The sequence below is a fragment of the Cellulosimicrobium sp. G4 BAM 1002 genome (assembly GCF_057126935.1).
This window is the reverse complement of record NZ_CP182109.1, coordinates 4,333,121-4,355,896: the sequence shown is the minus strand read 5'-3', so window position 1 is coordinate 4,355,896 and position 22,776 is coordinate 4,333,121. Positions and strand designations below refer to the sequence as shown.

The following is a 22,776-nucleotide window of genomic DNA, read 5'->3' as shown; positions in this document are numbered from 1 at the left end:
GGCCCGGAGGAGTCCCGCGGGGGCGCGCGGGGAACACGTCGTCGGAACCGGGCGTTGCCCGAGGAGGACCGGCGGCAGGACGCAGGACGACTCGAGAGACGGTGAGCTGGACCGTGGTGGACACTGGCAGCGCGATCGACCGGACGAGCGGCATCGCCTACGCTCCGGCGGACGGTGGGGTCGTGGTCTCGATGTGGGGTGAGGTCGACGCCGCCCTGCGCGACCGCGCGAGCGAGGCGATGACCTACGTCATCGACACGCGAGGACGCGTCGTCGTCGACGTCGCGGACGTGACCTTCATCGACTCGTCGGGCATCGCGTTCATCATCCAGCTCTACATGATGGGCGAGGAGGAGGGTCGCGAGGTGGTGCTGCGCGACCCGTCCCCGAGCATCGTCGAGCTGCTCGAGATGATCGGGATGGGCGGGCGCCTTCCCGTCGAGCGCAGCGGCGTGTCGACCGGCCCCATCGAGGTCGTCGGCGCGCGCTGAGGTCGGTCAGACGCCGACGCGCTCCGGCGCGCCCGCGCGGTGCCCGGCGTAGCCCCAGACGGCGAGGGCGAGCGTCGGTCCCCAGAACCACGCGGGGAAGAGCAGCGCACCGAGGGGGCCGATCAGCACGAGCAGCGGGATCGCGGCTCCGCAGAGCATCACGGCGACGGCGGCACCCGGGACGATCGCCGCGGCTGGCGGGACGGGGCGGCCCGCGAGGCCCGGGAACCAGCGCGGGAACCGCTCGCCCCAGGGCAGGATCAGGCCGAGCGTGAGGACGAACCCGAGCCAGGCCCCGGAGGACAGCGCGAGGCCCTGGATCCGGACGGCCAGCTCGAGGCCCTCGCCGCCCGCCTGCGGCCACGGGGTGAGCCAGGTGAGCCGCGCCAGGGCGTAGGGCAGCGGGCCGAGCGCGGCGAGGATCGTGAGGAGGCGCCGGTGGCGGGTCACCCAGGACGTGGCGCGCCGGAGGGAGCCGGCCCTCCACGCACGCACCGCCACCAGGCCGGCCCAGGCGGTCGCCGTCGCGAGCGTCAGCACGACGGCGAGGACCGGCCAGTGGTCGCGCCACAGGGCCGCCGTGACGTTGCCGAACCACGTCCCGAACGCGTCCCGCGCGACCACGACGCCGACGACGGCGAGCGCCCCGGCCGCCACGACCGGTACCCGCCACGACGGACGCGTGCGGAACACCTGGACCGCGAAGCCCACGGCGAGCAGCGGGACGAGCATCGAGGTGAGGTAGCCCGCGACGCTCAGCGTCCCGGACCCCTGGGCGAGGAACCCGAACCCGACGACCTGGAGCGCCGCGACGGTCGTGACGCCGTGGGCGGCGCCGCGGGCGAGCGGGCCGTCGGGGCGGAGCAGGAGGGCCGCGGCCGTCACGACGCCGAGGGCCGCGACGACGAGCAGGACCCGCGTGAGCGCCCCGCCCGGGAGCAGCAGCTGCCCGAGGACGCCGTCCTGCTGGAGCGGGTCCGCGGCGGGGCGGGCGACGAAGAAGGCGAGCAGCGCCGTCGTCGCGGCGGACGTGGCGAGGGCGACGGCCGTCAGGCGGCGGTCGACCGCGGTCGACCTGACGGCTGTCGCAGCGGCGGTGCGTGCTGCGGTGTCGGACGGCGGGGTGCGGGGTGTGGCGTGCGGTGCGGCCATGGTTCCTCCATCGGTGGGTGGCTCCACCGTGGCTCGCGCAGGGCGCAGGAGGATCACCCGAGGAGGGGACCCGGCTCACCCGCACGCGGGAGCGCGCCCGGCGTCAGGCCTCGTCCCGGGCTTCCCGTCGTCACGCGGGAGGCGGCGCGCACACGCGTTCCACGAGCTCCGTCACGGCAGCCCGGACCGTGCCCGGCGTGCTCCCGGTCTCGATCGCCAGCGCGGCGCGGTCGAAGGCCGCCGAGAGCAGGAGCGTGAGCGCGTCGAGACGCGTGTCGTCGGGCGGCTCGCCCGTCGCCTCGTCGTGCGTCGGGCCCGGCCTGCTCGCGAGTGCCGCGCCGAGGGCTTCGCGCAGGGTCCGGCGCGCGTGGCGGGCGTCGAGCACGTCGACCTCCGCGGCACCGAGCACGGCCGGGGCGTCGACGAGCAGGAGCCGGGTGCGGCCCTCGACGCCCATCGCGTCGAGGTAGGCGCGCGCGCCGTCGACGAGCTGACGTCGTGCCGTCGCCGCGTCCTGGACGACGCCCGAGGCGTCGTGGCGGTCGGGTGCGGTCCGGCGTGCGATCTCGGCCGCCACGGCCTCGGCCTCCGACTCGACGACCGCGCGGAACAGGTCCTGCTTGTCCGCGTAGTGGTGGTAGAGCGCGCCCCGCGTGACGCGCGCGGTCGTGGCGATCTGCGGCGTCGACGTCGCGGCGTACCCGTTCGCGACGAAGAGCTCGCGCGCGGCGGTGACGAGGGAGGCACGCGTCGTGCGCGTCCGTTCGGCGTTGGTGCGTCGGCCCTCTTGCATACCGACAGACTGTACGTCATCCTGGATCGACAGACAGGCTGTATGTTTTTGGACCGACCGGCGGGCAGGTCGCTCCGGAGGAGAGGACGAGACTGTGCACATCACGAGCTGGTACCCGGTGATCATGACGGGGGACGTCGCGACGACCGCGGCGTTCTACGTCGAGCACCTCGACTTCCGGCCGCTCTTCACGAGCGACTGGTACGTGCACCTGCAGTCGGTGGACGACGAGACGGTGAACGTCGCCGTGCTCGACGGCGACCACGAGACGATTCCCGAGGTGGGCCGCGGCCGCGCCGGCGGGCTGCTGCTGAACGTCGAGGTCGACGACGTCGACGCCGTGCACGACCGGTTCGTCGCCGCCGGGCTCCCGGTCCTGCGGAGCCTCCGCGACGAGGCGTTCGGCCAGCGCCACTTCATCACGGCGGACCCGAACGGCGTCCTCGTCGACGTCATCACGCCCATACCCCCGTCCGACGAGTTCGCCGACCAGTACGACACCTCGGCGCTCCCGACGTAGGGCGAGGGCGGCGCACCGGCGCCCGTGTCACGAACCGGCGGCTCGTCCGTCCCTACCTCACGGGGCGGGCGGGCGACCCGACGGTTGCGGGTCGTCGCGCGTCATGACCGGGTGGACGCCCGCCGCGGGCAGAGAGGAACGCCCGGTGCCGTCGAAGGAGATCAGCATGTCAGCAGCATCGTCCCCGCTCGAGCGTGAGCTGCGGCGGATGGAGGTCATCGAGCGCCGCGAGCAGCTGCGTCTGGTGGGACGTGTCGCGCCACGCGTCGCTGAGCGTCGCCGGTGGGCGGACGCCCCGCGGCGGCAGTCGCCCGCGACCGCTGCCCGGTAGCCGCGCGGTCGGCGAGTGATGCACTTCCGGACGAGCGATGCACTCCCGCGTGCATCACTCGGCCGGAAGTGCATCACTCGGGGATCGGTCAGGCAGGCGTACCCAGGCCGGCGAGGTCGCGCGCCCGCAGCAGCACGGCGTCGAGCATCTGCGGCGTGAGCCGGCCCGTGAACGTGTTCTGCTGGCTCACGTGGAAGCACCCCAGCAGGGTGAGGGTCTGCACCCCGGGCGCGCGCCCGCCGTCGGGCACCCCGGGTGCACGACGCCGCAGCGTCACCTCCGCGCCGTGCGCGAACCGGGGCCGCGGCCGGGGCACGTCCCAGCCCTGCTCGGCGAGCGTCGTCAGCAGCGCCTGCCACCCGAAGCCTCCGAGCACGACCGCCACGCGCACGGTCTCGTCGAGCAGCTCGATCTCGCGCTCCAGGTAGGGACCGCAGCGGCGCCGCTCCTCCGGGAGCGGCTTGTTGTCGGGCGGGGCGCACCGGACGGGCGCGGTGACGCGGATGCCGGAGAGCCTCAGGCCGTCGTCGGCCGAGACCGACGTCGCCTGGTTCGCGAGGCCCGTGCGGTGCATCGCGGCGAAGAGGAAGTCTCCGCTGCGGTCGCCCGTGAACATGCGTCCGGTGCGGTTCGCGCCGTGCGCGGCGGGCGCGAGCCCGACGACGACGATCCCCGCCCGCTCGTCCCCGAAGCCCGGCACCGGGCGGGCCCAGTAGTCGTCCTCGCGGAACGACGCGCGCTTCACCTCGGCGACGTGCTCGCGCCACGCGACGAGGCGCGGGCAGGCCCGGCACTCGACGAGGTGCGCGTCGAGCGCCGCGAGCGTCGGCGCGTCGCGGACGGCGAGCGGGTAGCCGGGGTCGTCCGGGGTCCGGTCGTGCATCACGTCCCCATCTTCGCGCCGAGCACGACGTTGCTGTCGTTATCCGTTGGATAACGACAGCAACGTCGTGCTCGACCGTGCGCAGAGTCGTGGTCGGGCGGGTGGTTCAGGCGCGGACGTCGGCGACGGCCGCCGTGGGCGTGGGTGCCACCGCGTCGTCGGCGGCGATCGGGGCGCCGAACGTGCGCCGGACCCCGAGCAGGAGCACCCCGGCGACCGTGACGACGCCGAACATCACCGCGGCCATGGTCACGGGGGGCGAGCCGCCGAGCAGGCCCGTGACCGGCGCGACGACCGCGCCGACGCCGAACTGCAGCGCACCGAGCAGCGCGGCCGCGCTCCCGGCGCGGTGCGCGTTGCGCTCGAGCGCGACGGCGGGCACGGACGGCATGACGAAGCCCGCGGTCCCGAGCGTGAGGACGATGAGCGGGACGAGCCACGCGAGCCCGCCGCCCGCGAGCGCGGCGACGAGGAGGGCGCCGGAGAGCACGAAGCCGGCGGCGATCGCGGCCTGCAGGATGCGCTCGGGCGCGACGCGGCCCACGAGCGCGCCGTTGATCTGGCTGCCCGCGGTCACCGACACCGCGCCGACGCCGAACACGATCGCGTACTGCTGCGCCGACATGCCGAAGAAGTCCTGGAACACGAACGTCGACGCCGAGATGTAGGTGAACATCGCGGCCATGTAGAAGCCCGAGATGAGCGCGAGGCCGATGAACGACCAGTCGGTCACGAGCGAGCCGTAGGAGCGCAGCGCCGACATCGTCCCGCCCGAGCGCCGCCGCTCGACGGGCAGCGACTCGCGCAGGCGCAGCAGCACGATCACGAACAGCGCGACCCCGACGACGGCGAGCGCGACGAACATGCCGCGCCACGACCCGAGGCGCAGGAACTGGGCGCCGATGGTCGGCGCGAGGATCGGCGCGACGCCGACGACGAGCATGAGCCGCGCGATGACCTTGCCGATCTGGATGCCGTCGAACAGGTCGCGCACGATGGCCATCGACAGCACCATCCCGGCGGCCGCGGCGAGGCCCTGCACGAACCGCAGTCCCGTGAGCATCGCCACGGAGCCGGCGAACACGATGCCGACCGACGCGGCGACGTAGACGGCGAGAGACACGAGCAGGGGTGCGCGGCGACCGATCGCGTCGGACACCGAGCCGATGAGGAGCTGGCCGAGCGCGAGACCGGCGAGCGTCGCGGTGAGCGTGAGCTGGACGCGCGACTCCGTCGTGCCGAGCTCGTCGACGATGAGGGGGAACGCCGAGAGGTAGAGGTCGATCGTCAGCGGACCGATCGCGGTGAGGGCGGACAGGAGCAGCACGAGGCCCGCGCTGATGCGCGCGGGCCTCGTGGACGTGCTCGCCGGTGCCGAGGCTGCCGGCACGGTCGCGGCGGGCAGCTCGGGTGAGGCGGTCGCGACGGGCGCGGTCGGCGCGAGGGTCGCGGGGGGAGTCGAGGCCATGAGAAGCGCAACCCCGCGACCGGCGGCGCTGTTCCGGGACGCCGTACGCGATCACATGGTGAGACGCCGGCGTCAGCCCTGCGCGTCGCGCCAGGCGACCCACTCCTTGACGAGCGAGAGGTCGTGGTCGGGGCCGCTCGTGCCGACGGTGAGCAGCGTGGCGCCGGCCGCGACGAGCGCCTCGGCCGACTCCGACGGCGGCCGGGACACCGCGACGGAGCGCTCGACGAGCGCCGCGGTGTCGCGCCCGACGGCCGCGCCGTGCTCGTCGAGGATCGCGCTCTTGCGCGTGAGCGTCTCCGCGTCGCCGAACGAGTGCCACACGTCCGCGTGCTCGGCCACGATGCGCAGGGTCTTGCGCTCGCCGCCGCCGCCGATCAGCACGGGGATCTCGCGCGTCGGCGCGGGGTTCGACTCCGCCCAGCGCGCCTTGATCCGCGGCAGTGCCTCGGCGAGGTCGGCGATGCGCGAGCCGGCGGTGCCGAACTCGTAGCCGAACCGGTCGTAGTCCTTCTCGAACCAGCCGGCGCCGATCCCGAGGATCAGCCGGCCGCCGCTGATGTGGTCGACCGTGCGGGCCATGTCCGCGAGCAGGTCGGGGTTGCGGTAGCTGTTGCAGGTCACGAGCGCGCCGATCTGGACGCGCTCGGTCTGCTCGGCCCAGGCGCCGAGCATGGTCCAGCACTCGAAGTGCTTGCCGTCGGGGTCGCCCGAGAGCGGGAAGAAGTGGTCCCAGTTGAAGATCACGTCCACGCCGAGGTCCTCGGCGCGCAGGACGGCGTCGCGGAGCTGGGCGTAGTCGGCGTGCTGCGGCTGGAGCTGGACACCGATGCGGAAGGGGTGCCGGGGAGAGGTCATGACCGGCAATCTACGTCCCGGTCGAGCATGACGACAGCCGCCCGCGAGAACGAGGTTCGTGCCGCGATCGGGCCGGCGACGGCAGGAAGGTCGTGATCGGCGGACCTAGGGTGGGCGCATGAAACGACTGGTCGGCCTGCTCGTGACGCTCGTGGTCCTCGTCGTGGTCGCGGTGGTCGCCGACCGCGTCGCCGTCCGGTCGGCGGAGAGCGGAGCGGTGACGGCGTTCGAGCAGCAGGCGGACGACGTCGCCGGGGCACAGCTCGACATCACGGGCTTCCCGTTCCTCACGCAGCTCGCGCGCGGCGAGCTGACGCACGTCACCGGCTCGGCCGACACGGCGTCGTTCGGCGGGTACGCGATCTCCGACCTGCAGGTCGAGGCGGACGGCGTGAGCACGTCGGAGCCGTACCGGATCGCCTCGGGGACCGCCTCGGGCGTCATCGCGGACGACTCGCTCCAGGAGATCGTCGCGGAGCAGTCGGGCCTCGACGTCGGCGTCACCGCGACCGGCGACGTGCTCGCGCTCGCGTTCGACCTGCTCGGCGCCGAGATCACCGTCGACGTCACGCCGCGCGTCGCCGGACCGGCGGAGCTCGCGGTGGACGTCGTCGCGGTCCGCACCGCTCTGGGGGTCGTGTCCGTCGACGACCTCCCGTCGGGCATCACCCGTGCGCTCTCCGACCTGCGCGTCCCGCTCGACCTGCCCGACGGCGTCGTGCTCGAGTCCGTGGCCGTCGCCGAGGGCGGGGTGCGGGTCGCGGTCAGCGGGACCGACATCGTCGCCGAGGACCTGGTGGCCTCGTGACCGCGGTTCCCGGCCCGCCCGCGGGCGCGCCGCCGGTCGACGGGCGCCACGTGCTCGCCGCGCGCCTCGCCGCGCACCGCCTGCGGTCGCCCGACCTGCCGGACGTGCCGACCGCCGTCGGGCACCTCGTGGCGGTGCAGGGGCAGGAGTTCCACCCGTCGCTGTGGGGGCTCACGCGGCGGCTGCGTCCCGCGGTGCGGCCGGGTGCCGCCGGGGCGGTCGCGGCGTGCGACCGCGGCGAGGTGCTGCGCACGCACGTCCTGCGCCCCACGTGGCACCTCGTGCAGCCCGACGACGCCCGCTGGCTCCTCGAGCTCAGCGCGCCCCGGGTGCACCGGACCAACGGGACGATGTACCGGCAGGTCGGGACGGCGGACCACACGGCCGAGACCGACCTGGTGCTCGCCGCTCTCGCCGAGGGCCCGCGCACGCGGCGCGAGCTCGCCGACGTGCTCGCCGCGCACGGGCGCCCGCTCGAGGGCATCGCGCTCGGGTACGTGCTCATGCGCGCCGAGCTCGACCGGCTCGTGATCAGCGGCCCGCTCGCAGGCAAGCAGCAGACCTACGCGGCCTTCGACGACCGCGTGCCGGCGGGCTACGGGCCGCTCGGCGAGCGGTTCGACCGGGATGCCGCGCTCGTCGAGCTCGTGCGGCGCTACCTCGCGAGCCGCGCCTACGCGACCGTCAAGGACGTGGCGCAGTGGTCGGGGTTCACGCTCACCGACGTGCGGCATGCGCTCGGCCTGCTCGGCGAGGAGGTCGTGGCGGTGCCCGGCTCCGGTGTGCTCGACGGGATGACGCTGTGGCGCCTCGCGGACCCCGGCGGACGCGTGCTCGAGCCCGAACCGTTCGTGGGCGCGGTCGCACCGGACGGGGACCCGGACCGGCCCGTCGTCGACCTGCTGCAGAGCTACGACGAGCTGCTCATGTCCTACTTCGACAGTCGCGGCGTGGCCGTCGCGCCCGGTGTGGACCTGGGCGACCGGCTGGGCTCCTTCATCCACGGGATCGCGGTCGACGGGGTCGTGGTCGGCCGGTGGCGCTGGGTCGTCGGGGCGCGGGACGTCGCCGTCGAGCCGCAGTGGCGCCGGGAGCCGACGGCTGCGGAGGCAGCGGCGTTCGACGACCAGGTCGCCGCCGTCTCCGAGCACTGGGACCTGCCCGTGCGCCCCGCCGGTCGGTAGGGTTCGGGCAGTCACGGGACGGCCGAGGGCGGCCGGGACAGGGGGAGCCATGCCGGATCAGGGATCAGTCGAGGTCTCGCTCAGGGCGACGCGCCGACCGCGGCCGACGGCGCTCGTGGTCGGCGCGCTCGCGGTCGCCGTCGCGGGGGTGGTCGGGGTGGCGCTGCTGCTCGACGGCCCAGGCGGCACGGACCCGAGCGACACGTCCGCGGGCGGCGCCGCGGCCGCCGCCGGCGTGGGGACGACGCCCGGCTCGTCCTCGACCGCCGAGGAGACCCCCGCTGCCATCGACGAAGAGACGCCCGCCCCCGCCGCCGACACGAACGGGGTCCAGCACTGCTCGGGCGCCGTAGCCTCCGGCGGGACGCCGCTCACCGTCCTCGGGCAGGACGGCGAGCCGACGCAGCTCGGCGGCATCGAGGGCTGGTGGAACGGCACCCCGGTGAGCAGCACGGGCGGCTGGCTGCCCGTCGAGAGGTGGCCGCAGCAGGTCCTCGACCACCCGGTGACGGCGACCGTCGAGACGACGACCCGTACCGTGATCGAGACCTTCGACCGCCGCACGTGCACCGGGGTCCCGGACTACGTCCCGCCGGACCTCTACTGGTTCGCATCGCCGACGGTCGTCGTGCTCGACGCCGAGACCGGCGAGGTCCTCGCCGAGCAGGCCGTGGACCTCGTCGCCCCGTGACGTGCGGCCGCCGCGCTCACCGTCGCGGCGTGTCTCCGGCGTCCGACGGACGCGTGACCAGGTGGACGACGACCGCCGCCAGGACGACCACGCCGACGTACACCGTCATCGCGACGGGTGACGTCAGCGCCAGGAGCGTCAGCGCGACGTTGCCCACGAGGTGCAGCGCCACCGCTGCGGGGACACCGCCGCGCAGGCGCTCGCTGACCAGCCAGTACGTCAGCGACATCGGGATCATCGCGAGCAGGAACACGACCCCTGCGACGCTCGCGAGCCCCAGCTCCGACTGGAACGTGCCCATGAGGAAGAACAGCGGCAGGTGCCACGCCGCCCAGACGGCACCGAGCACCACCGACGTCAGGAGCGGCGAGAGCCGACGGCGCAGGCGAGGCTGCGCGTAGCCGCGCCACCCGAGCTCCTCCGAGAGCGGGCCGGCGAAGAGGGAGACGAGCGCGAACAGCAGGGGCCCGCCCGCGGCGGCGACGGCGGCGACCCCGGCGGACAGGTCCGCCGTCGGCCCGCCGAGGACCGGCGTCACGAGCGTCGCCACGACCGCCGGGGCCGCGCCGATCCCGACGGCGGCCGGCAGCCAGCGGCCGACGGCCCCCCACTGCAGCACGCGCGGGCTGCGGCGCCCCGTGCACCACAGCACGACCGCCGCGAGGCTCGGCCCGAACCCGCCGATCGCGTAGAGCGTGAACACGGCCGGGTCCGCGATGTCGCCGCCGAGCAGCCAGGCAGCGCCCCAAGGGACCCAGGCCAGGGCGAACGCGAGCGCCCAGAACACCCCGAGACCGCCGCGGAGCGGGCTGCGCGGCCCGCGCGGCCGGGCTGCACCGGCGGGTGCCGGGTGCGCGGGAGGTCGCCGCGTCACGGGGTGGGGTCGGGGGCGTGCGCTCGTCGTCATGACTCGATCCAACCGAGGCCGTCCCTCCGGCGGAGCCAGGGACGCCCCCGACGCGGGGTGGGGACAGCCCCCGCCTCGTCGCCCGACCGCCGGTCGCAGATGGCAGGGTTGACCTGTGACGACGACCGACGCCGCGCGCCCCACGAACTGGGCCGGCAACCTCACGTACTCCTCCGCCGAGGTCGTGCACCCCGCGACGCCCGACGAGCTCGCCGCCGTCGTGCGGCGCTCGCCGCGGGTCAAGGCGCTCGGGTCGCGGCACTCGTTCGGGGACGTCGCGGACACGACGGGCACGCACGTCGTCCTCGACCGGTACGACGACGGCCGCCTGCCCGTCGAGGTCGACGCCGCGTCAGGCGTCGTGTCGGTCGCGGCGGGCCTGCGCTACGGCGACGTCACGCGCCACGTCCAGGCCGCGGGCCGCGCCCTCGAGAACCTCGCGTCCCTCCCGCACATCTCGGTCGCGGGGTCCGTCGCGACGGCGACCCACGGCTCGGGTGACGCGGTCGGCTCGCTGGCGAGCGCCGTCGTCGGGCTGGAGCTCGTCACGGGCGACGGCGAGCTCCGCACCCTGCGCCGTGGGGACGAGGACTTCCCCGGCGCGGTGGTGGCGCTCGGCGCGCTCGGGGTCGTGACGCGGCTCGAGCTCGCGACGGTCCCGACGTTCGACGTGCGCCAGGACGTGCACGTCGGGCTGTCGTGGGACGTGGTGACGGCGCACTACGACGAGCTCACCGCGTCGGCGTACTCCGTGAGCCTCTTCACCGACTGGGGGCCGGACGGCGTGCAGCAGGTCTGGCGCAAGTCGCGCCTCGCACCGGGCGAGTCCGGTGCGGCGCGCGCCGAGCTCTTCGGGTCGACGCCCGCCACGACGATGCTGCACCCGCTGCCGGGCATCGACCCCGTGCACTGCACGCCTCAGCTCGGCGAGCCCGGGCCGTGGAACGAACGCCTGCCGCACTTCCGGCTCGACTTCACGCCGAGCAACGGCGCGGAGCTGCAGTCCGAGTACCTCGTGCCGCGCGACCGGGCGCAGGACGCGTTCTCGGCGATGCGCGACCTCGGTCCGCGCGTCACGCCGCTGCTGCAGGTGGGGGAGATCCGCACCGTCGCGGCCGACGCGGAGCCGCTGTGGCTCAGCCCGTTCGACGGCCCGACGGTCGCCGTCCACCTCACGTGGAAGCCCCTGCCCGACGACGTCGCGCGCGTCCTGCCCGACCTCGAGGCCGCGCTCCTGCCGCTCGGCGCGCGCCCGCACTGGGGCAAGCTCTCGCACGCGCTCGTCCACGACCCGGGCTCCGTCGCCGCGCTCTACCCCCGGTTCGACGACTTCGGCGTGCTCGCGCAGCGCTACGACCCGCAGGGACGGTTCCTCGGCGGGTACGTCGAACGCCTGCTCGCCGGCTGACCTCCGACGCCGAACCCGGGGTTCCACGTCATCGGTGGGCCGGATCGACGCGCAACCCGGGGTTCGGCACGTCACGCCGGCGTTCGGCTCGCACGGGACCCCGGGCGTCGTTACGGTCGAACGAGCACCTGACAGGCCCGCCGACGCGCCGCCCTCGCGCGACGTGCGAACGGGCACGGCACCGAGGAGGACCGTGGCAGCGACGGGAACGACCGGCGGAGCGTCGCCGACACCGAGGACGGAGCAGCCCCGGGAGGAGTGGACCGGCCAGGTCGGCTTCATCATCGCGGCCATCGGCTCGGCCGTCGGGCTGGGCAACATCTGGCGCTTCCCCGGCGTGGCGTACGAGAACGGGGGCGGCGCGTTCCTCGTCCCGTACCTCGTCGCCCTGCTGACGGCGGGCATCCCGATCCTGTTCCTCGACTACGCGGTCGGGCACCGGTTCCGGGGCTCCGCCCCGACGGCGTTCCGGCGGATCGCGCGCTGGCTCGAGGGGCTCGGCTGGTTCCAGGTGATGATCTGCTTCGTCATCGCGCTCTACTACACCGCGGTCATCGCGTGGGCCGTGAGCTTCTTCGTCTTCTCGTTCGACCTGCGTTGGGGCGACGACCCGGCGGCGTTCTTCACCGGCGACTACCTGCAGCTCGCCGACCCGGGCGTGAGCCTCGACTTCGTTCCGGGGGTGCTGATCCCGCTCGTCGCGGTGTGGGTCGTGACGATCGTCGTGCTCGCGGCGGGCGTCGCGAAGGGCGTCCAGCGCGCCAACACGGTGTTCCTGCCGCTGCTGGTCCTCGCGTTCGCGGTGCTCGTCGTGCGGTCGCTGTTCCTCGAGGGCGCGGCCGACGGGCTGAACGCGCTGTTCACGCCGGACTGGTCGGCGCTCGGCGACGCGAACGTGTGGATCGCGGCCTACAGCCAGATCTTCTTCTCGCTGTCCATCGCGTTCGGGATCATGATCACGTACGCGTCCTACCGCAAGCGTCGTGCGAACCTCACGACCCCGGGCCTCGTCGTCGCGTTCTCCAACTCGTCGTTCGAGATCCTCGCGGGCATCGGGGTGTTCGCGACGCTCGGGTTCCTCGCGCACGAGCAGGGCATCGCGGTGGGCGAGCTCGAGGGCATCAGCGGTCCGATCCTGTCGTTCGTCACGTTCCCCGCGATCGTGTCGCAGATGCCGGGCGGGCCGATCTTCGGCGCGCTGTTCTTCGGCTCCCTCGCGATGGCGGGGTTCACGTCCCTGCTGTCGATCCTCCAGGTCGTGTCGGCGGGCTTCCAGGAGAAGTTCGGCTGGTCGCCGCGTCAGGCGTCCGTGCGCCTCGGCGTGGTGAGCGCCGTCATCTCGGTGCTGCTCTTCTCCACGACGACCGGGCTCATCGCGCTCGACACCGCCGACCAGTGGGCGAACAACGTCGGCATCGTGGGCTCCGCGGTCCTCATGACGATCCTCCTCCTGTGGGTGCTGCGGCGTGGACCCGAGCTGCGCTACCACCTCAACGCCGTCTCGACGTTCCGCCTCGGCGCGTGGTGGCAGGTGCTCGTCGCCGTGCTCGCACCGCTCGTGCTCGGGTACATGCTCGTGTCGCGGATCGTCACGCTCCTCGTGGACGGCTACGAGGGCTACCCCGCGTGGTACCTCGCCCTGGTCGGCTGGGGCGCCATCGCGTTCATCGTGCTCGGCGCGCTCGTGCTCACGGCGATGCGCTGGCGCCACAGCCCGGACGACTTCGTGGCGTGGCCGCCGTACCCGCCGGCTGACCCCGACGCCGGACGCCGTCGGACGCCGTCGGGCAGCGCCACCGGCGACGAGGAGGTGGCGCGATGAGCGCGTCGGCCGTGGTCCTGCTCGTGCTCGCGATCGTCGTCGTGTGGGGTGGGCTGGTCGCCGCGATCCTGCGGCTGCGGGCGCACCCGGAGCGCACGGAGTACCCACCGGGCGGCGTGGACGACCGCCGTGAGGACGCCGCGCCCCTCGAGCGCGACACGTAGGCGGCGACGGCGGATCGTCACGGTTCGGCACCGATGCGCGTCCGGGTTTGGTGACACGGCCACCGTTCCCGCACACTCGTGCGCAGGTGCTGCGCACCGCCGGGTCCTCTGTTCCCCGTACGTTCCCCAGCCTCGTGCCGGGTGCCGACGTAACACGACAGAGACGATCGGTGTCTACGCTGCCCCTGCCCGGCCCACCCCCGATCGGAGATCTCATGCGTACGACCCCGCGCAAGCTTCCCCTCACCGGCCTGGTCGCGCTCGCCGCGACGAGCGCCCTCCTGCTCACGGCGTGCACCGACGCGTCGCAGAGCGGGTCCGACGACCCGACCGGCGGCACCGACGGCGAGACGTCGGCGGCCCCGTCGTTCGACCCCTCGACGATCGAGGTCGACGAGGCAGCGGCCGCGCTGCTCCCCGAGGACGTCGCGTCCGCGGGCACGCTCACGGTCGGCTCGAACACGGAGTACGCGCCCGCCGAGTTCATCGGCGACGACGGCACGACGCCGGTCGGCTTCGACATCGACGTCATCAAGGCGGTCGGCGCGACGCTGGGCCTCGAGGTCGAGATCCAGTCCGCCGACTTCCCGGCGATCATCCCCGCCCTCGGCACCAAGTACGACGCGGGCATCTCCTCGTTCACCATCACCGAGGAGCGCATGCAGGAGTCGAACATGATCTCCTTCCTCAACGCGGGCTCGGCCTACGCCGTGGCGTCGGGCAACCCGGACGACATCGACCCCGAGAGCCTGTGCGGCGTCACCGTCGCCGTGCAGACGGGGACGATCCAGGACGACGACATCGCCGTGCAGAGCCAGGAGTGCGAGGCGGCCGGCGAGGAGGCCATCGACATCCTCCAGTACGACAACCAGGCCGACGCCACGACGAACCTCGTCGGCGGCAAGGCGCAGGTCATGTACGCGGACTCCCCGGTCGTCGGCTACGCGATCGAGCAGACCGGCGGCCAGATCGAGCAGCTCGGCGAGGTGTTCGACTCCGCGCCGCAGGGCATCGTCGTGGCGAAGGACGCCACCGACCTCGCCGCCGCGATCCAGGCGGCGCTGCAGTCCCTCATGGACAGCGGCCAGCTCGTCGAGGTGCTCGACGGCTGGGGCAGCGGCGACGCGGCCCTCGACACCGCCGAGATCAACCCGTCGGTCGGCTGAACGCCGGTCCGATCCTGACCTGACCCGCCCGTCGCGGGCGCCCGGCACGGTACGGGCGCCCGCGACCGGCACACTGGTCGTCAGCGGGCGCGACGGCGCTCCCGCGACGGCCGCTCCTGCCCGGAGCCCGAGACCCCGAGGTGGATCATGACCCGACCTGACCCGGTCGACGATCCCGTCCGCGACACTGCGCACGACACCCAGCACAGGACGACGTCCGACCCGGTGCCCGACCGCATCCACGCCCGTCCCGTCCCGCGCCCCGGGCGCTGGATCTCCGCGGTCGCGCTGCTCGTCCTCGGGGCGATGGCGATCCACGGGCTGGTGACGAACGAGAAGTTCCGGTGGGACGTCGTCTGGCTGTACCTGCGCGACGTGAACGTGGTGCGCGGCGTCGGCTGGACGCTCGTGCTGACGTTCGGGTCCATGGCGATCGCGATCGTCCTCGCCGTGCTGCTCGCGGTGATGCGGCGGTCCGACAACCCGGTCATGACGTCGGTGAGCTGGGCCTACATCTGGTTCTTCCGCGGCACCCCGATCTACACGCAGCTCGTGTTCTGGGGTCTGCTCGCGGTGCTCTACCCGCGCCTGAGCCTCGGCATCCCGTTCGGGCCGGAGTTCTTCGAGTTCCGCACGCAGGACGTCATCACCGCGTTCTGGGCCGCGATGCTCGGGCTCGCGCTCAACGAGGCCGCGTACCTCGCCGAGATCGTCCGCGCCGGCCTCGGGTCGGTCGACCCGGGCCAGGCGGAGGCCGCCAAGGCGCTCGGCATGAAGGACGGCAAGATCCTCACGCGCATCGTCCTGCCGCAGGCCATGCGCGTCATCGTCCCGCCGACGGGCAACGAGACGATCTCCATGCTCAAGACGACGTCGCTCGTCCTCGCGGTCCCGTTCACGCTCGACCTCACGTTCGCGACGAACGCGATCGGCAACCGCACGTTCCTGCCGATCCCGCTCCTCATGGTCGCGGCGATCTGGTACCTGCTCATCACGAGCATCCTCATGATCGGCCAGCACTACGTCGAGCGGTACTACGGTCGCGGCTTCGGCACGCAGACGGGCGCCCGACGGCGCGGGCGCGGCGGCCCGGGCGGCGGTCGGCGCAAGCCCAGCAAGCAGGAGCTCATCGCGGCGTCCGGCACCATCAAGCGCGACCCCTTCCTGGAGGTGACCCCGTGAGCGGGACGCACGACGCCACCGGCCTCGACGAGTCGGGCACGACGACCGCAGACGCACCCATGGTCCGGGTCGACGGCCTGCACAAGATGTTCGGCGACGTGCACGTCCTGCGGGGCGTGGACCTCGAGGTGCCGCGCGGCTCGGTGTGCGTCGTGCTGGGACCGTCGGGGTCGGGCAAGTCGACGCTCCTGCGGTGCGTCAACGAGCTCGAGGAGATCACGGGCGGCCGCATCCGCGTCGACGGCGAGCTCATGGGCTACCGCGAGGTCACGAAGGACGGCCGGTCGCGCCTGTACCGCCTGCACCCCAAGGTGGTCGCGCGGCAGCGCTCGCGCATCGGCATGGTGTTCCAGCGCTTCAACCTCTTCCCGCACATGACGGCGGTCGAGAACGTCATGGAGGCACCGGTCCAGGTGCGCGGGCTGAGCAGGGCGCAGGCCCGCGCACGGGCGACCGAGCTGCTCGAGCGCGTCGGCCTGGCCGACCGCGCCGACCACTACCCGGCGCAGCTCTCCGGCGGCCAGCAGCAGCGCGTCGCGATCGCCCGGGCGCTCGCGATGGACCCCGAGCTCATGCTGTTCGACGAGCCGACGTCGGCCCTCGACCCCGAGCTCGTCGGCGAGGTGCTCGCCGTCATGCGCGACCTCGCGCGCTCGGGCATGACGATGATGGTCGTGACGCACGAGATCGGCTTCGCGCGCGAGGTCGCGGACACGGTCGTGTTCATGGACGAGGGTGTCATCGTCGAGCGGGGCACGCCCGACCAGGTGCTCGGCGACCCACAGCACGAGCGCACGCGCTCGTTCCTCGCGCACGTGCTGTAGGGGCTCAGTCCGCCGCCGAACCCGGGGTTGCGGGCGGGTTCGGCGCTCCCGCGACCCACAAACCGGGGTTCGCGCGGCGCGAGAGGTCCGGTCGGCTCAGCTCGCGCGGCGGCGGCGGGGGAGGGCCGGCGCGTCGTGCTGCGCGAGAAGACGCGGCTCCAGGCCCGCGGGACGGGCCACCGTCACCATCTCGCCGCTCAGCGCCCGGCCGAGGTGGACGAGGGGGAGCATGTTCTCGTGCTCGACCACGAGGGCGTCGTAGATCGGGGTCTCGCTGTCGGGCGTCGGGGAGGTGGTGGATCGCGTCAGCACGGTACCCACCTTCGGTGACCGGCGTGCGTCCCGCGACCGGAAGCGGTGACGTGTCGGTGAGACGTTCGTGGAGACCGCGCGCTCGTCGCGCAGCCGTCGCGAGAACGTGCCGCGGGCGACCGGTGGCGCACCTCGCCCTGGCGCGGTTCGATGCAGTCCTGAGCCGAGTCGTCGCCCGGGTCGAAGCAGCGTCCGGGATGTGCCGGGAGGACCCCATGAGCCTCGCCCCGATCGTCCACGAGCTGCGGCTGGCATGCCCTGTCGACGTCGCGTTCGACACGTACGTCGACCGGATCGGCGAGTGGTGGCCGCCCGGGTACTCGTCCGACGCCGCGTCCTTCTCGGGCCTCGTCGTCGAGCCCGAGGTCGGCGGCCGGGTCGTCGCGACGCACGGGGACGCCGACGACGAGTGGGGGCGCGTCACGCTCTGGGAGCCGACGGCGCACCTCGCCCACACCCTCACGCTCGCCCAGCCGCCGGGGAGCGCCTCGCTCGTCCGCCTGGACCTCCGGCCGACCGGCACCGGCACCGCGCTCCGCTTCGAGCACGGCGGGTGGACGCCGGGGAGCGAGCGGGCTCGGTCACGCTTCGCGCACTGGCCCCGGATCCTCAGCCGCTACGCGTTCCTCGCCGAGCACCCGGAGCCGGAGAAGTAGGCCGCGCGTCCGGGCGCCGCGGCGTCGTCGGCCGGGATCAGCCGGTCCAGCCCCAGTCTCCCCAGCCCCAGCCGCCGTCGTCCTCGCCCGACCCGTCGTCGCCGTTGCCGTCCTGGCCCCCGTTCTGGTTCCCGTTCCCGGGGTTCTGCTGCTGGTCCTGCTCCGACTTCTTCTCGTCCAGCTCCTTCTGCCGGTCCGCGGCGTCCTTCTCCGCCTTCGCGACGGCGGCCTCGCGCTCGGTGAGAGCGGTCGTCGCGGCGTCGATCTCGGCGCGCTGCGCGTCGAGGTCCGCCCGCTCGCTCTCGAGCTGGGCACGCTCGGCGGCGACCTCCTGCTGCACGCGCTGCGCCTCCGCCTTCGCCTGTTCCGCCTCGCCCTGGGCGGAGAGCGTGAGGCCGATGCCCACGAGCAGACCCACGGCGACCCCCGCGAGTCCGACCGCCGTCGGGACGAGCCAGCGGCGACCGCGCTCCGGAGGTTGCTCGCCGTCGTCGTCGGCCGCGGGGAGGGCCAGGGGGCCGAGGACCGCGGCCGGCGGGCGGTGCTCGCGTGCCGCGGCCGCCGGGACGGGCGGCGCAGGAGCCGCAGGCCGTGGCTCGAGATCCCCGAGCGCCAGGGCGGGCAGGACCATCGTCGACCCGACCTGAGGGTGGTCGACGACGGGCCCGCGCTCGCGCATCGAGCGGCGCGTGGGCGCGGGAGCCTCCGTGGCCGTGGCTCCGTCGTCGTCCACCCAGAACACCCAGCCCGGTGGGGGCGGCGGCCAGGACGGGTCGGGGTGCCAGTCCGTCGTGGGGGAGAACCCCGGGGGCACGGGCCACCCGGGAGGCGGCACGAACCGCACGGCCATGGGACCTCCTTCGGCACCACGAGGGCGCGATCGACGGGAACACTATGGTGCAGGCGGGGCCCGAGGCACGAATCGTCGCCCGCGCGAGCACGGTCGGGGCTCCTAGCCTGCTGCGGTGAGACCCGGATGGTCCGTCCGGGCGACTGCGGCGACAACCGCCGGTCAGCTCGCCGCCGAGGTCGACGGGGCGGCGACCCCGCTCGGTCCGCCGTCGACGTGGCCCTCGGCCCTGCGCTCGGCCGTCGACCTGTGCTTCAGCACCCGCTTCCCGGCCACGATCGCGTGGGACCCGAGCTCACCATGATCTACAACGACGGCTACCGCGCGACGTTCGGCACCGACAAGCATCCCGGTGCGATGGGGGCACCGGCCCGTACGGTGTGGGCGGAGACCTGGGACGACATCGGCGTCCTGCTCGCGTCCGTGCGACGGTCGGCCGAGCCGACCTGGACCATCGACCAGCCGCTGTTCATGGAGCGCTCCGGCTACCTCGAGGAGACCTGCTTCACGTTCTCCTCCTGCCCGTTGCGGGACGGCGTCGCGGTCGTGGTCTACGGCGCGGGCGCGCTGCCCGAGCAGCCACGTGCGCACGAGACGGCGGACGAGGTCGACGTGGGTGGTCGCTGGTAGAACGACAAGCATGTTCCTCGTCGACCAGCCCGCGCCACGGACCGACGTCGTCGTGCACTCGGCGAGCGACCTCGTCGTGGCCGCCGACTGCGAGTTCCGGTTCCTGAGCCGGCTCGACGAGCAGCTCGGGCGCGCGCCTCGCGGCGAGCCGGTCGAGGACGAGATGCTCGCACGCACCGCAGCGCTGGGGGAGCGCCACGAGCAGGAGGTCCTCGCGCGGTACGAGGCCGAGCACGGGCCGTTCGACCCGGTCACCGGCCGTGGGGTCGTGCGCCTCGAGCCGCCGCGCCACCTGTCGTGGGACGAGCTCGTCGCCGCGCAGGCCAGGACCCTCGCCGCCCTCGAGGCCGGGGCCGACGTCGTGCACCAGGCCGCGTTCTTCGACGGTACGTTCCACGGCCGTGCGGACTTCCTCGTGCGGACGGGTACCGACGACGCCGGGGCGGCGCGCTACGCCGTCGTCGACGCCAAGCTCGCGCGCCGCGCCAAGGTCCCCGCGCTGCTCCAGCTCGCGGCGTACGCCGACCAGCTCCTCGGCGCAGGCGTCCCGGTCGACCCCGAGGCGTCCCTCGTCCTCGGGACGGGCGAGCGCACGACGCACCGCCTCGCCGACCTCCTCCCGGTCTTCCACGACCGCCGGGCCCACCTGCTGCGCCTCACGGCCGGCCACCTCGCGCGCGACGGGCGCGCGCCGTGGGACGACCCCGACGTGCGCGCGTGCGGGCGCTGCGACCGGTGCCGCGAGCAGATCGCGGCGCACCGCGACGTCCTGCTCGTGGGCGGCGTCTACGCGGGGCAGCGCGCACGCCTGCACGCCGCGGGCATCCGCACCATCGACGACCTCGCGGCGGTGCCGGACGGTGCCGCCGCACCCGACGGGATGAGCGCGTCGACCTTCGAGCGCGTCCGGCGCCAGGCCGCCCTCCAGCTCGGCACCGGGCCGTCCGACGGCACCGTCGTGTGGGCCGACGCGTCCGGCCCGCACGAGCTCTCCTGGCGCATCGACGACCCGACGCCCGTGCTCGCGCTGCCCGCACCTGACCCCGGAGACATCTTCTTCGACTTCGAGGGCGACCCGCTCTGGACCGACGCCGGCGGGTCGAGCTGGGGGATCGACTACCTGTTCGGGTGGGTCGAGCGCCCGGCGACCCCGGGAGACCGCCCACCGTTCCACGCGCTGTGGGCGCACGACCTCGCCGCCGAGCGCGACGCCCTCGTCGCGTTCGTCGACCACGTCAACGCGCGCCGCCGCGCGCACCCCGGCCTGCACGTCTACCACTACGCCGACTACGAGCGCGCGCACCTGCTCGCCATCGCCGCACGGCACGGCGTCTACGAGGAGGAGGTCGACGACCTCCTGCGCGACGGCGTCCTCGTCGACCTCTACACCGTCGTGCGGCAGGCGCTGCACGTCTCCGACAAGTCGCGCTCGCTCAAGAAGCTCGAGCCGCTCTACATGGGTGACGAGCTGCGCACCGGCGACGTCACCACCGCCGCCGCGTCCGTCGTCGCGTACGCCGAGTACACGGCGCTCCGCGACGCTGGGCGCGACGACGAGGCCGACGAGCTCCTGCGCGGGATCGCGGACTACAACCGGTACGACTGCGTGTCGACGTTGCGGTTGGCCGAGTTCCTGCGGGAGGCCGTCGCCTCTCCCGTGGTCGATCCCGCGACGACGGTGGATGGTGGCCGTGCGGCCTCGTCCGCCGTCTCGCCGGAGGGCGGCGGCTCGGCGGACGGGGAAGCCGGGCGGGAGCGGTCGGCCGGGGTGCTGCTCGAGGAGGAGATCCGGGGCGTCGTCGGGGAGGACCGGGCGCGGCGGGACGACGTCGGGCAGGCGCTCGCGATGTACGGGGCGGCCGTCGGGTACTACCGCCGGGAGGCCAAGCCGTTCTGGCACGAGCACTACTCGCGGCTCTCGCTGCCGCCGGACGAGTGGCTCGGGCGCCGCAACGCGTTCCTCGTGGAGCAGGCCGAGGTCGTGTCCGGGTGGGAGGTCGAGCCGGGTCGCCAGACCTGGTCGCGCCGGATCGAGCTGGTCGGGAGGTTGCCCGAAGGCAGCGACCTGCGCGTCGGGGTCTCGCCGTACGTGCTGTACGACCCGCCGCCCCCGTCGTGCGCCAAGACCTCCGCGGACGGCGTGCGCGGGTGGCTCACGGGCGCGACCGTCGTCGAGGCGGGCCGCCGGGCGGCGCCCGGCGGTGAGCGCGACGTGCTGCTGGTGCGCGAACAGCTCCCGCGCTCCGCCGAGCCGTTCGACGCGGTGCCCGTCGCGCTCACGCCCTCGCCCCCGCCGGGCACCAAGCCGCTCGAGGCCGCCGCAGAGACGGCGGCCCGACGCGCGCTCGCCTCCTGGCGGACGACGGGCGAGCTTCCGCCGGGTGCCGCGACCGACCTGCTCCTCCGGCGTCCGCCGCGTCTCCTCGCGACCGGCGCGGGCGAGCGGCCGGACGTGCTGCCCGCCGTCGTCGACGGCGACGTCGTCGCGGCCGTCACGACGGCGCTCGAGCGGCTCGACGACTCGTACGTCGCCGTGCAGGGGCCCCCCGGGACGGGCAAGACGTACGTCGGCTCGCGTGTCGTCGCGCGGCTCGTCGCGCAGGGGTGGCGCGTCGGCGTCGTCGCGCAGTCGCACGCGGTGGTCGAGAACATGCTCCGGGCCGTCGTGCTCGGGGCAGGGGTACCGCCCGAGATCGTCGCCAAGAAGCTCGCGGGCGAGGGCCCGTCGCCGCGCGCGGTGTGCGCCGAGCTCGACGGCGCGCACCTGGCCGAGTTCGCCGTCGGGCCCGGGCCGCGCGTCGTCGGTGGGACCGCGTGGGACTTCGCCGCCGAACGTCTGCCCGAGGGCGCGCTGGACCTGCTCGTCGTCGACGAGGCCGGGCAGTTCTCCCTCGCGAGCACCGTCGCGGTCTCCCGTGCGGCGCGACGCCTGCTGCTCCTCGGCGACCCCCAGCAGCTTCCGCAGGTCAGTCAGGGCAAGCACCCCGAGCCGGTCGACCGGTCCGCGCTCGGGTGGCTCACGGACGGGCACGGCGTGCTCCCGGCGGAGCGCGGCTACTTCCTGCCCGTCACCTGGCGCATGCACCCCCGGCTCGCCGCGGCCGTGTCGACGCTGTCCTACGAGGAGCGCCTGCACGCGCACCCCGTCGCGGCCGAGCGCAGGCTCGACGGCGTGCGGCCGGGCGTCGAGCAGGTGCTCGTCGAGCACGAGGGCAACGCCGTGCGCTCACCGCAGGAGGCGGCGGAGGTCGTCCGCCAGGTCGAACGCTTCCTCGGTCGCGGCTGGACCTCGACCGTCGACGGCGTCCCCGTCGAGCGCCCGCTGGACCAGCGCGACGTCCTCGTGGTCGCGGCGTACAACGCGCAGGTCTGGACCGTGCGGGCCGCGCTCGCCGCCGCCGGCTACCCGGACGTCGAGGTCGGGACGGTCGACCGGTTCCAGGGCAAGGAGGCACCGGTCGTGATCGTCACGCTCGCGGCGTCGTCGGGCCGCGACGTCTCCCGCGGGCTGGGCTTCCTGCTGTCCCGCCACCGCGTCAACGTGGCGGTGTCGCGCGCCCAGTGGGCGGCCGTCGTCGTGCGCTCTCCGCAGCTCACCGACCTGCTCCCGCACTCGCCTCGCAGCCTCGAGGAGCTCGGCGCGTTCCTCGGCCTGGGCGCGCAGGGCGAGTAGCGG

24 protein-coding genes are annotated in these 22,776 nt (G+C 74.2%); 16 read left to right on the top strand and 8 right to left on the bottom strand.

Annotation, left to right across the window (positions count from 1 at the left end):
• Positions 1-101: 101 nt before the first annotated feature.
• The gene (locus tag ACMXGY_RS19410) at positions 102-491 is read left to right on the top strand and encodes an STAS domain-containing protein (RefSeq protein ID WP_483774603.1); all 390 of its coding nucleotides are present in this window, start codon (positions 102-104) and stop codon (positions 489-491) included.
• A gap of 6 nt (positions 492-497) precedes the next feature.
• Here the strand turns inward: ACMXGY_RS19410 and ACMXGY_RS19405 are convergent, their stop codons facing one another.
• Both ACMXGY_RS19405 and ACMXGY_RS19400 read right to left on the bottom strand, forming a co-directional pair.
• Positions 498-1,643 carry a hypothetical protein gene (locus tag ACMXGY_RS19405; protein WP_483774602.1) on the bottom strand — a complete coding sequence of 382 codons (1,146 nt, stop codon included), beginning with the start codon at positions 1,641-1,643 and terminating at the stop codon, positions 498-500.
• A gap of 130 nt (positions 1,644-1,773) precedes the next feature.
• Positions 1,774-2,436, bottom strand: coding sequence for a TetR/AcrR family transcriptional regulator (locus ACMXGY_RS19400; RefSeq protein WP_483774601.1), 663 nt, complete (start codon positions 2,434-2,436; stop codon positions 1,774-1,776).
• A 94-nt stretch (positions 2,437-2,530) separates the two neighbouring features.
• Here ACMXGY_RS19400 and ACMXGY_RS19395 point away from each other — a divergent pair, with 94 nt between their 5' ends.
• Together ACMXGY_RS19395 and ACMXGY_RS19390 are read left to right on the top strand one after the other, a co-directional pair.
• Positions 2,531-2,956, top strand: coding sequence for a VOC family protein (locus ACMXGY_RS19395; protein ID WP_483774600.1), 426 nt, complete (start codon positions 2,531-2,533; stop codon positions 2,954-2,956).
• Between the two features lie 166 nt (positions 2,957-3,122).
• Complete coding sequence (locus ACMXGY_RS19390; protein WP_483774599.1) at positions 3,123-3,287, top strand: hypothetical protein; 165 nt, start codon at positions 3,123-3,125, stop codon at positions 3,285-3,287.
• Positions 3,288-3,375: 88 nt separating this feature from the next.
• On the opposite strand, the gene ACMXGY_RS19385 is transcribed toward ACMXGY_RS19390, so the two are convergent.
• From ACMXGY_RS19385 to ACMXGY_RS19375, 3 genes are all read right to left on the bottom strand, one after another.
• On the bottom strand, positions 3,376-4,170 hold the full coding sequence (locus tag ACMXGY_RS19385) for a uracil-DNA glycosylase (RefSeq protein ID WP_483774598.1): 795 nt from the start codon (positions 4,168-4,170) through the stop codon (positions 3,376-3,378).
• Between the two features lie 106 nt (positions 4,171-4,276).
• Complete coding sequence (locus ACMXGY_RS19380; RefSeq protein WP_483774597.1) at positions 4,277-5,638, bottom strand: multidrug effflux MFS transporter; 1,362 nt, start codon at positions 5,636-5,638, stop codon at positions 4,277-4,279.
• A 72-nt stretch (positions 5,639-5,710) separates the two neighbouring features.
• A complete protein-coding gene (locus tag ACMXGY_RS19375; protein ID WP_483774596.1) occupies positions 5,711-6,496 on the bottom strand; it encodes an LLM class F420-dependent oxidoreductase in 786 nt (261 codons plus the stop codon).
• 118 nt (positions 6,497-6,614) lie between these two features.
• On the opposite strand from ACMXGY_RS19375, the gene ACMXGY_RS19370 reads away from it, so the two are divergent.
• The 3 genes from ACMXGY_RS19370 to ACMXGY_RS19360 are packed head-to-tail and all read left to right on the top strand — an operon-like array spanning position 6,615 to position 9,179.
• Positions 6,615-7,304, top strand: a complete 690-nt coding sequence (locus tag ACMXGY_RS19370) for an LmeA family phospholipid-binding protein (RefSeq protein WP_483774595.1) — start codon at positions 6,615-6,617, stop codon at positions 7,302-7,304.
• Complete coding sequence (locus ACMXGY_RS19365; protein ID WP_483774594.1) at positions 7,301-8,488, top strand: DNA glycosylase AlkZ-like family protein; 1,188 nt, start codon at positions 7,301-7,303, stop codon at positions 8,486-8,488. The genes ACMXGY_RS19370 and ACMXGY_RS19365 overlap by 4 nt, the downstream gene beginning before the upstream one ends.
• Positions 8,489-8,537: 49 nt before the next feature.
• Positions 8,538-9,179, top strand: a complete 642-nt coding sequence (locus ACMXGY_RS19360) for a hypothetical protein (RefSeq protein WP_483774593.1) — start codon at positions 8,538-8,540, stop codon at positions 9,177-9,179.
• Between the two features lie 16 nt (positions 9,180-9,195).
• On the opposite strand, the gene ACMXGY_RS19355 is transcribed toward ACMXGY_RS19360, so the two are convergent.
• A complete protein-coding gene (locus tag ACMXGY_RS19355; RefSeq protein ID WP_483774592.1) occupies positions 9,196-10,086 on the bottom strand; it encodes a CPBP family intramembrane glutamic endopeptidase in 891 nt (296 codons plus the stop codon).
• Between the two features lie 115 nt (positions 10,087-10,201).
• Between ACMXGY_RS19355 and ACMXGY_RS19350 the strand changes: the two genes are divergently transcribed.
• From ACMXGY_RS19350 to ACMXGY_RS19325, 6 genes are all read left to right on the top strand, one after another.
• Positions 10,202-11,494, top strand: coding sequence for an FAD-binding protein (locus tag ACMXGY_RS19350; RefSeq protein ID WP_483774591.1), 1,293 nt, complete (start codon positions 10,202-10,204; stop codon positions 11,492-11,494).
• Positions 11,495-11,687: 193 nt separating this feature from the next.
• A complete protein-coding gene (locus tag ACMXGY_RS19345) occupies positions 11,688-13,316 on the top strand; it encodes a sodium-dependent transporter (RefSeq protein WP_483774590.1) in 1,629 nt (542 codons plus the stop codon).
• Positions 13,313-13,480: a methionine/alanine import family NSS transporter small subunit gene (locus ACMXGY_RS19340; RefSeq protein WP_483774589.1), complete on the top strand. Its 168-nt coding sequence runs from the start codon at positions 13,313-13,315 to the stop codon at positions 13,478-13,480. The genes ACMXGY_RS19345 and ACMXGY_RS19340 overlap by 4 nt, the downstream gene beginning before the upstream one ends.
• Positions 13,481-13,695: 215 nt before the next feature.
• On the top strand, positions 13,696-14,646 hold the full coding sequence (locus ACMXGY_RS19335; protein ID WP_483774588.1) for an ABC transporter substrate-binding protein: 951 nt from the start codon (positions 13,696-13,698) through the stop codon (positions 14,644-14,646).
• A 147-nt stretch (positions 14,647-14,793) separates the two neighbouring features.
• Entirely contained in the window at positions 14,794-15,828 is a 1,035-nt protein-coding gene (locus tag ACMXGY_RS19330; RefSeq protein ID WP_483774587.1) for an amino acid ABC transporter permease, read from the top strand.
• 59 nt (positions 15,829-15,887) lie between these two features.
• Positions 15,888-16,652, top strand: a complete 765-nt coding sequence (locus tag ACMXGY_RS19325; RefSeq protein ID WP_483776909.1) for an amino acid ABC transporter ATP-binding protein — start codon at positions 15,888-15,890, stop codon at positions 16,650-16,652.
• A 96-nt stretch (positions 16,653-16,748) separates the two neighbouring features.
• On the opposite strand, the gene ACMXGY_RS19320 is transcribed toward ACMXGY_RS19325, so the two are convergent.
• The gene (locus ACMXGY_RS19320) at positions 16,749-16,964 is read right to left on the bottom strand and encodes a hypothetical protein (protein ID WP_483774586.1); all 216 of its coding nucleotides are present in this window, start codon (positions 16,962-16,964) and stop codon (positions 16,749-16,751) included.
• A gap of 215 nt (positions 16,965-17,179) precedes the next feature.
• On the opposite strand from ACMXGY_RS19320, the gene ACMXGY_RS19315 reads away from it, so the two are divergent.
• Positions 17,180-17,620, top strand: coding sequence for an SRPBCC domain-containing protein (locus ACMXGY_RS19315; protein ID WP_483774585.1), 441 nt, complete (start codon positions 17,180-17,182; stop codon positions 17,618-17,620).
• Between the two features lie 37 nt (positions 17,621-17,657).
• Here the strand turns inward: ACMXGY_RS19315 and ACMXGY_RS19310 are convergent, their stop codons facing one another.
• Positions 17,658-18,470 carry a hypothetical protein gene (locus tag ACMXGY_RS19310; protein ID WP_483774584.1) on the bottom strand — a complete coding sequence of 271 codons (813 nt, stop codon included), beginning with the start codon at positions 18,468-18,470 and terminating at the stop codon, positions 17,658-17,660.
• A gap of 115 nt (positions 18,471-18,585) precedes the next feature.
• Here ACMXGY_RS19310 and ACMXGY_RS19305 point away from each other — a divergent pair, with 115 nt between their 5' ends.
• The 3 genes from ACMXGY_RS19305 to ACMXGY_RS19295 are packed head-to-tail and all read left to right on the top strand — an operon-like array spanning position 18,586 to position 22,773.
• A complete protein-coding gene (locus ACMXGY_RS19305) occupies positions 18,586-18,774 on the top strand; it encodes a hypothetical protein (protein WP_483774583.1) in 189 nt (62 codons plus the stop codon).
• A complete protein-coding gene (locus tag ACMXGY_RS19300; RefSeq protein ID WP_483774582.1) occupies positions 18,753-19,100 on the top strand; it encodes a hypothetical protein in 348 nt (115 codons plus the stop codon). Before ACMXGY_RS19305 ends, ACMXGY_RS19300 begins: the two co-directional genes overlap by 22 nt.
• A 10-nt stretch (positions 19,101-19,110) precedes the next feature.
• On the top strand, positions 19,111-22,773 hold the full coding sequence (locus ACMXGY_RS19295; protein WP_483774581.1) for a TM0106 family RecB-like putative nuclease: 3,663 nt from the start codon (positions 19,111-19,113) through the stop codon (positions 22,771-22,773).
• Positions 22,774-22,776: the final 3 nt, after the last annotated feature.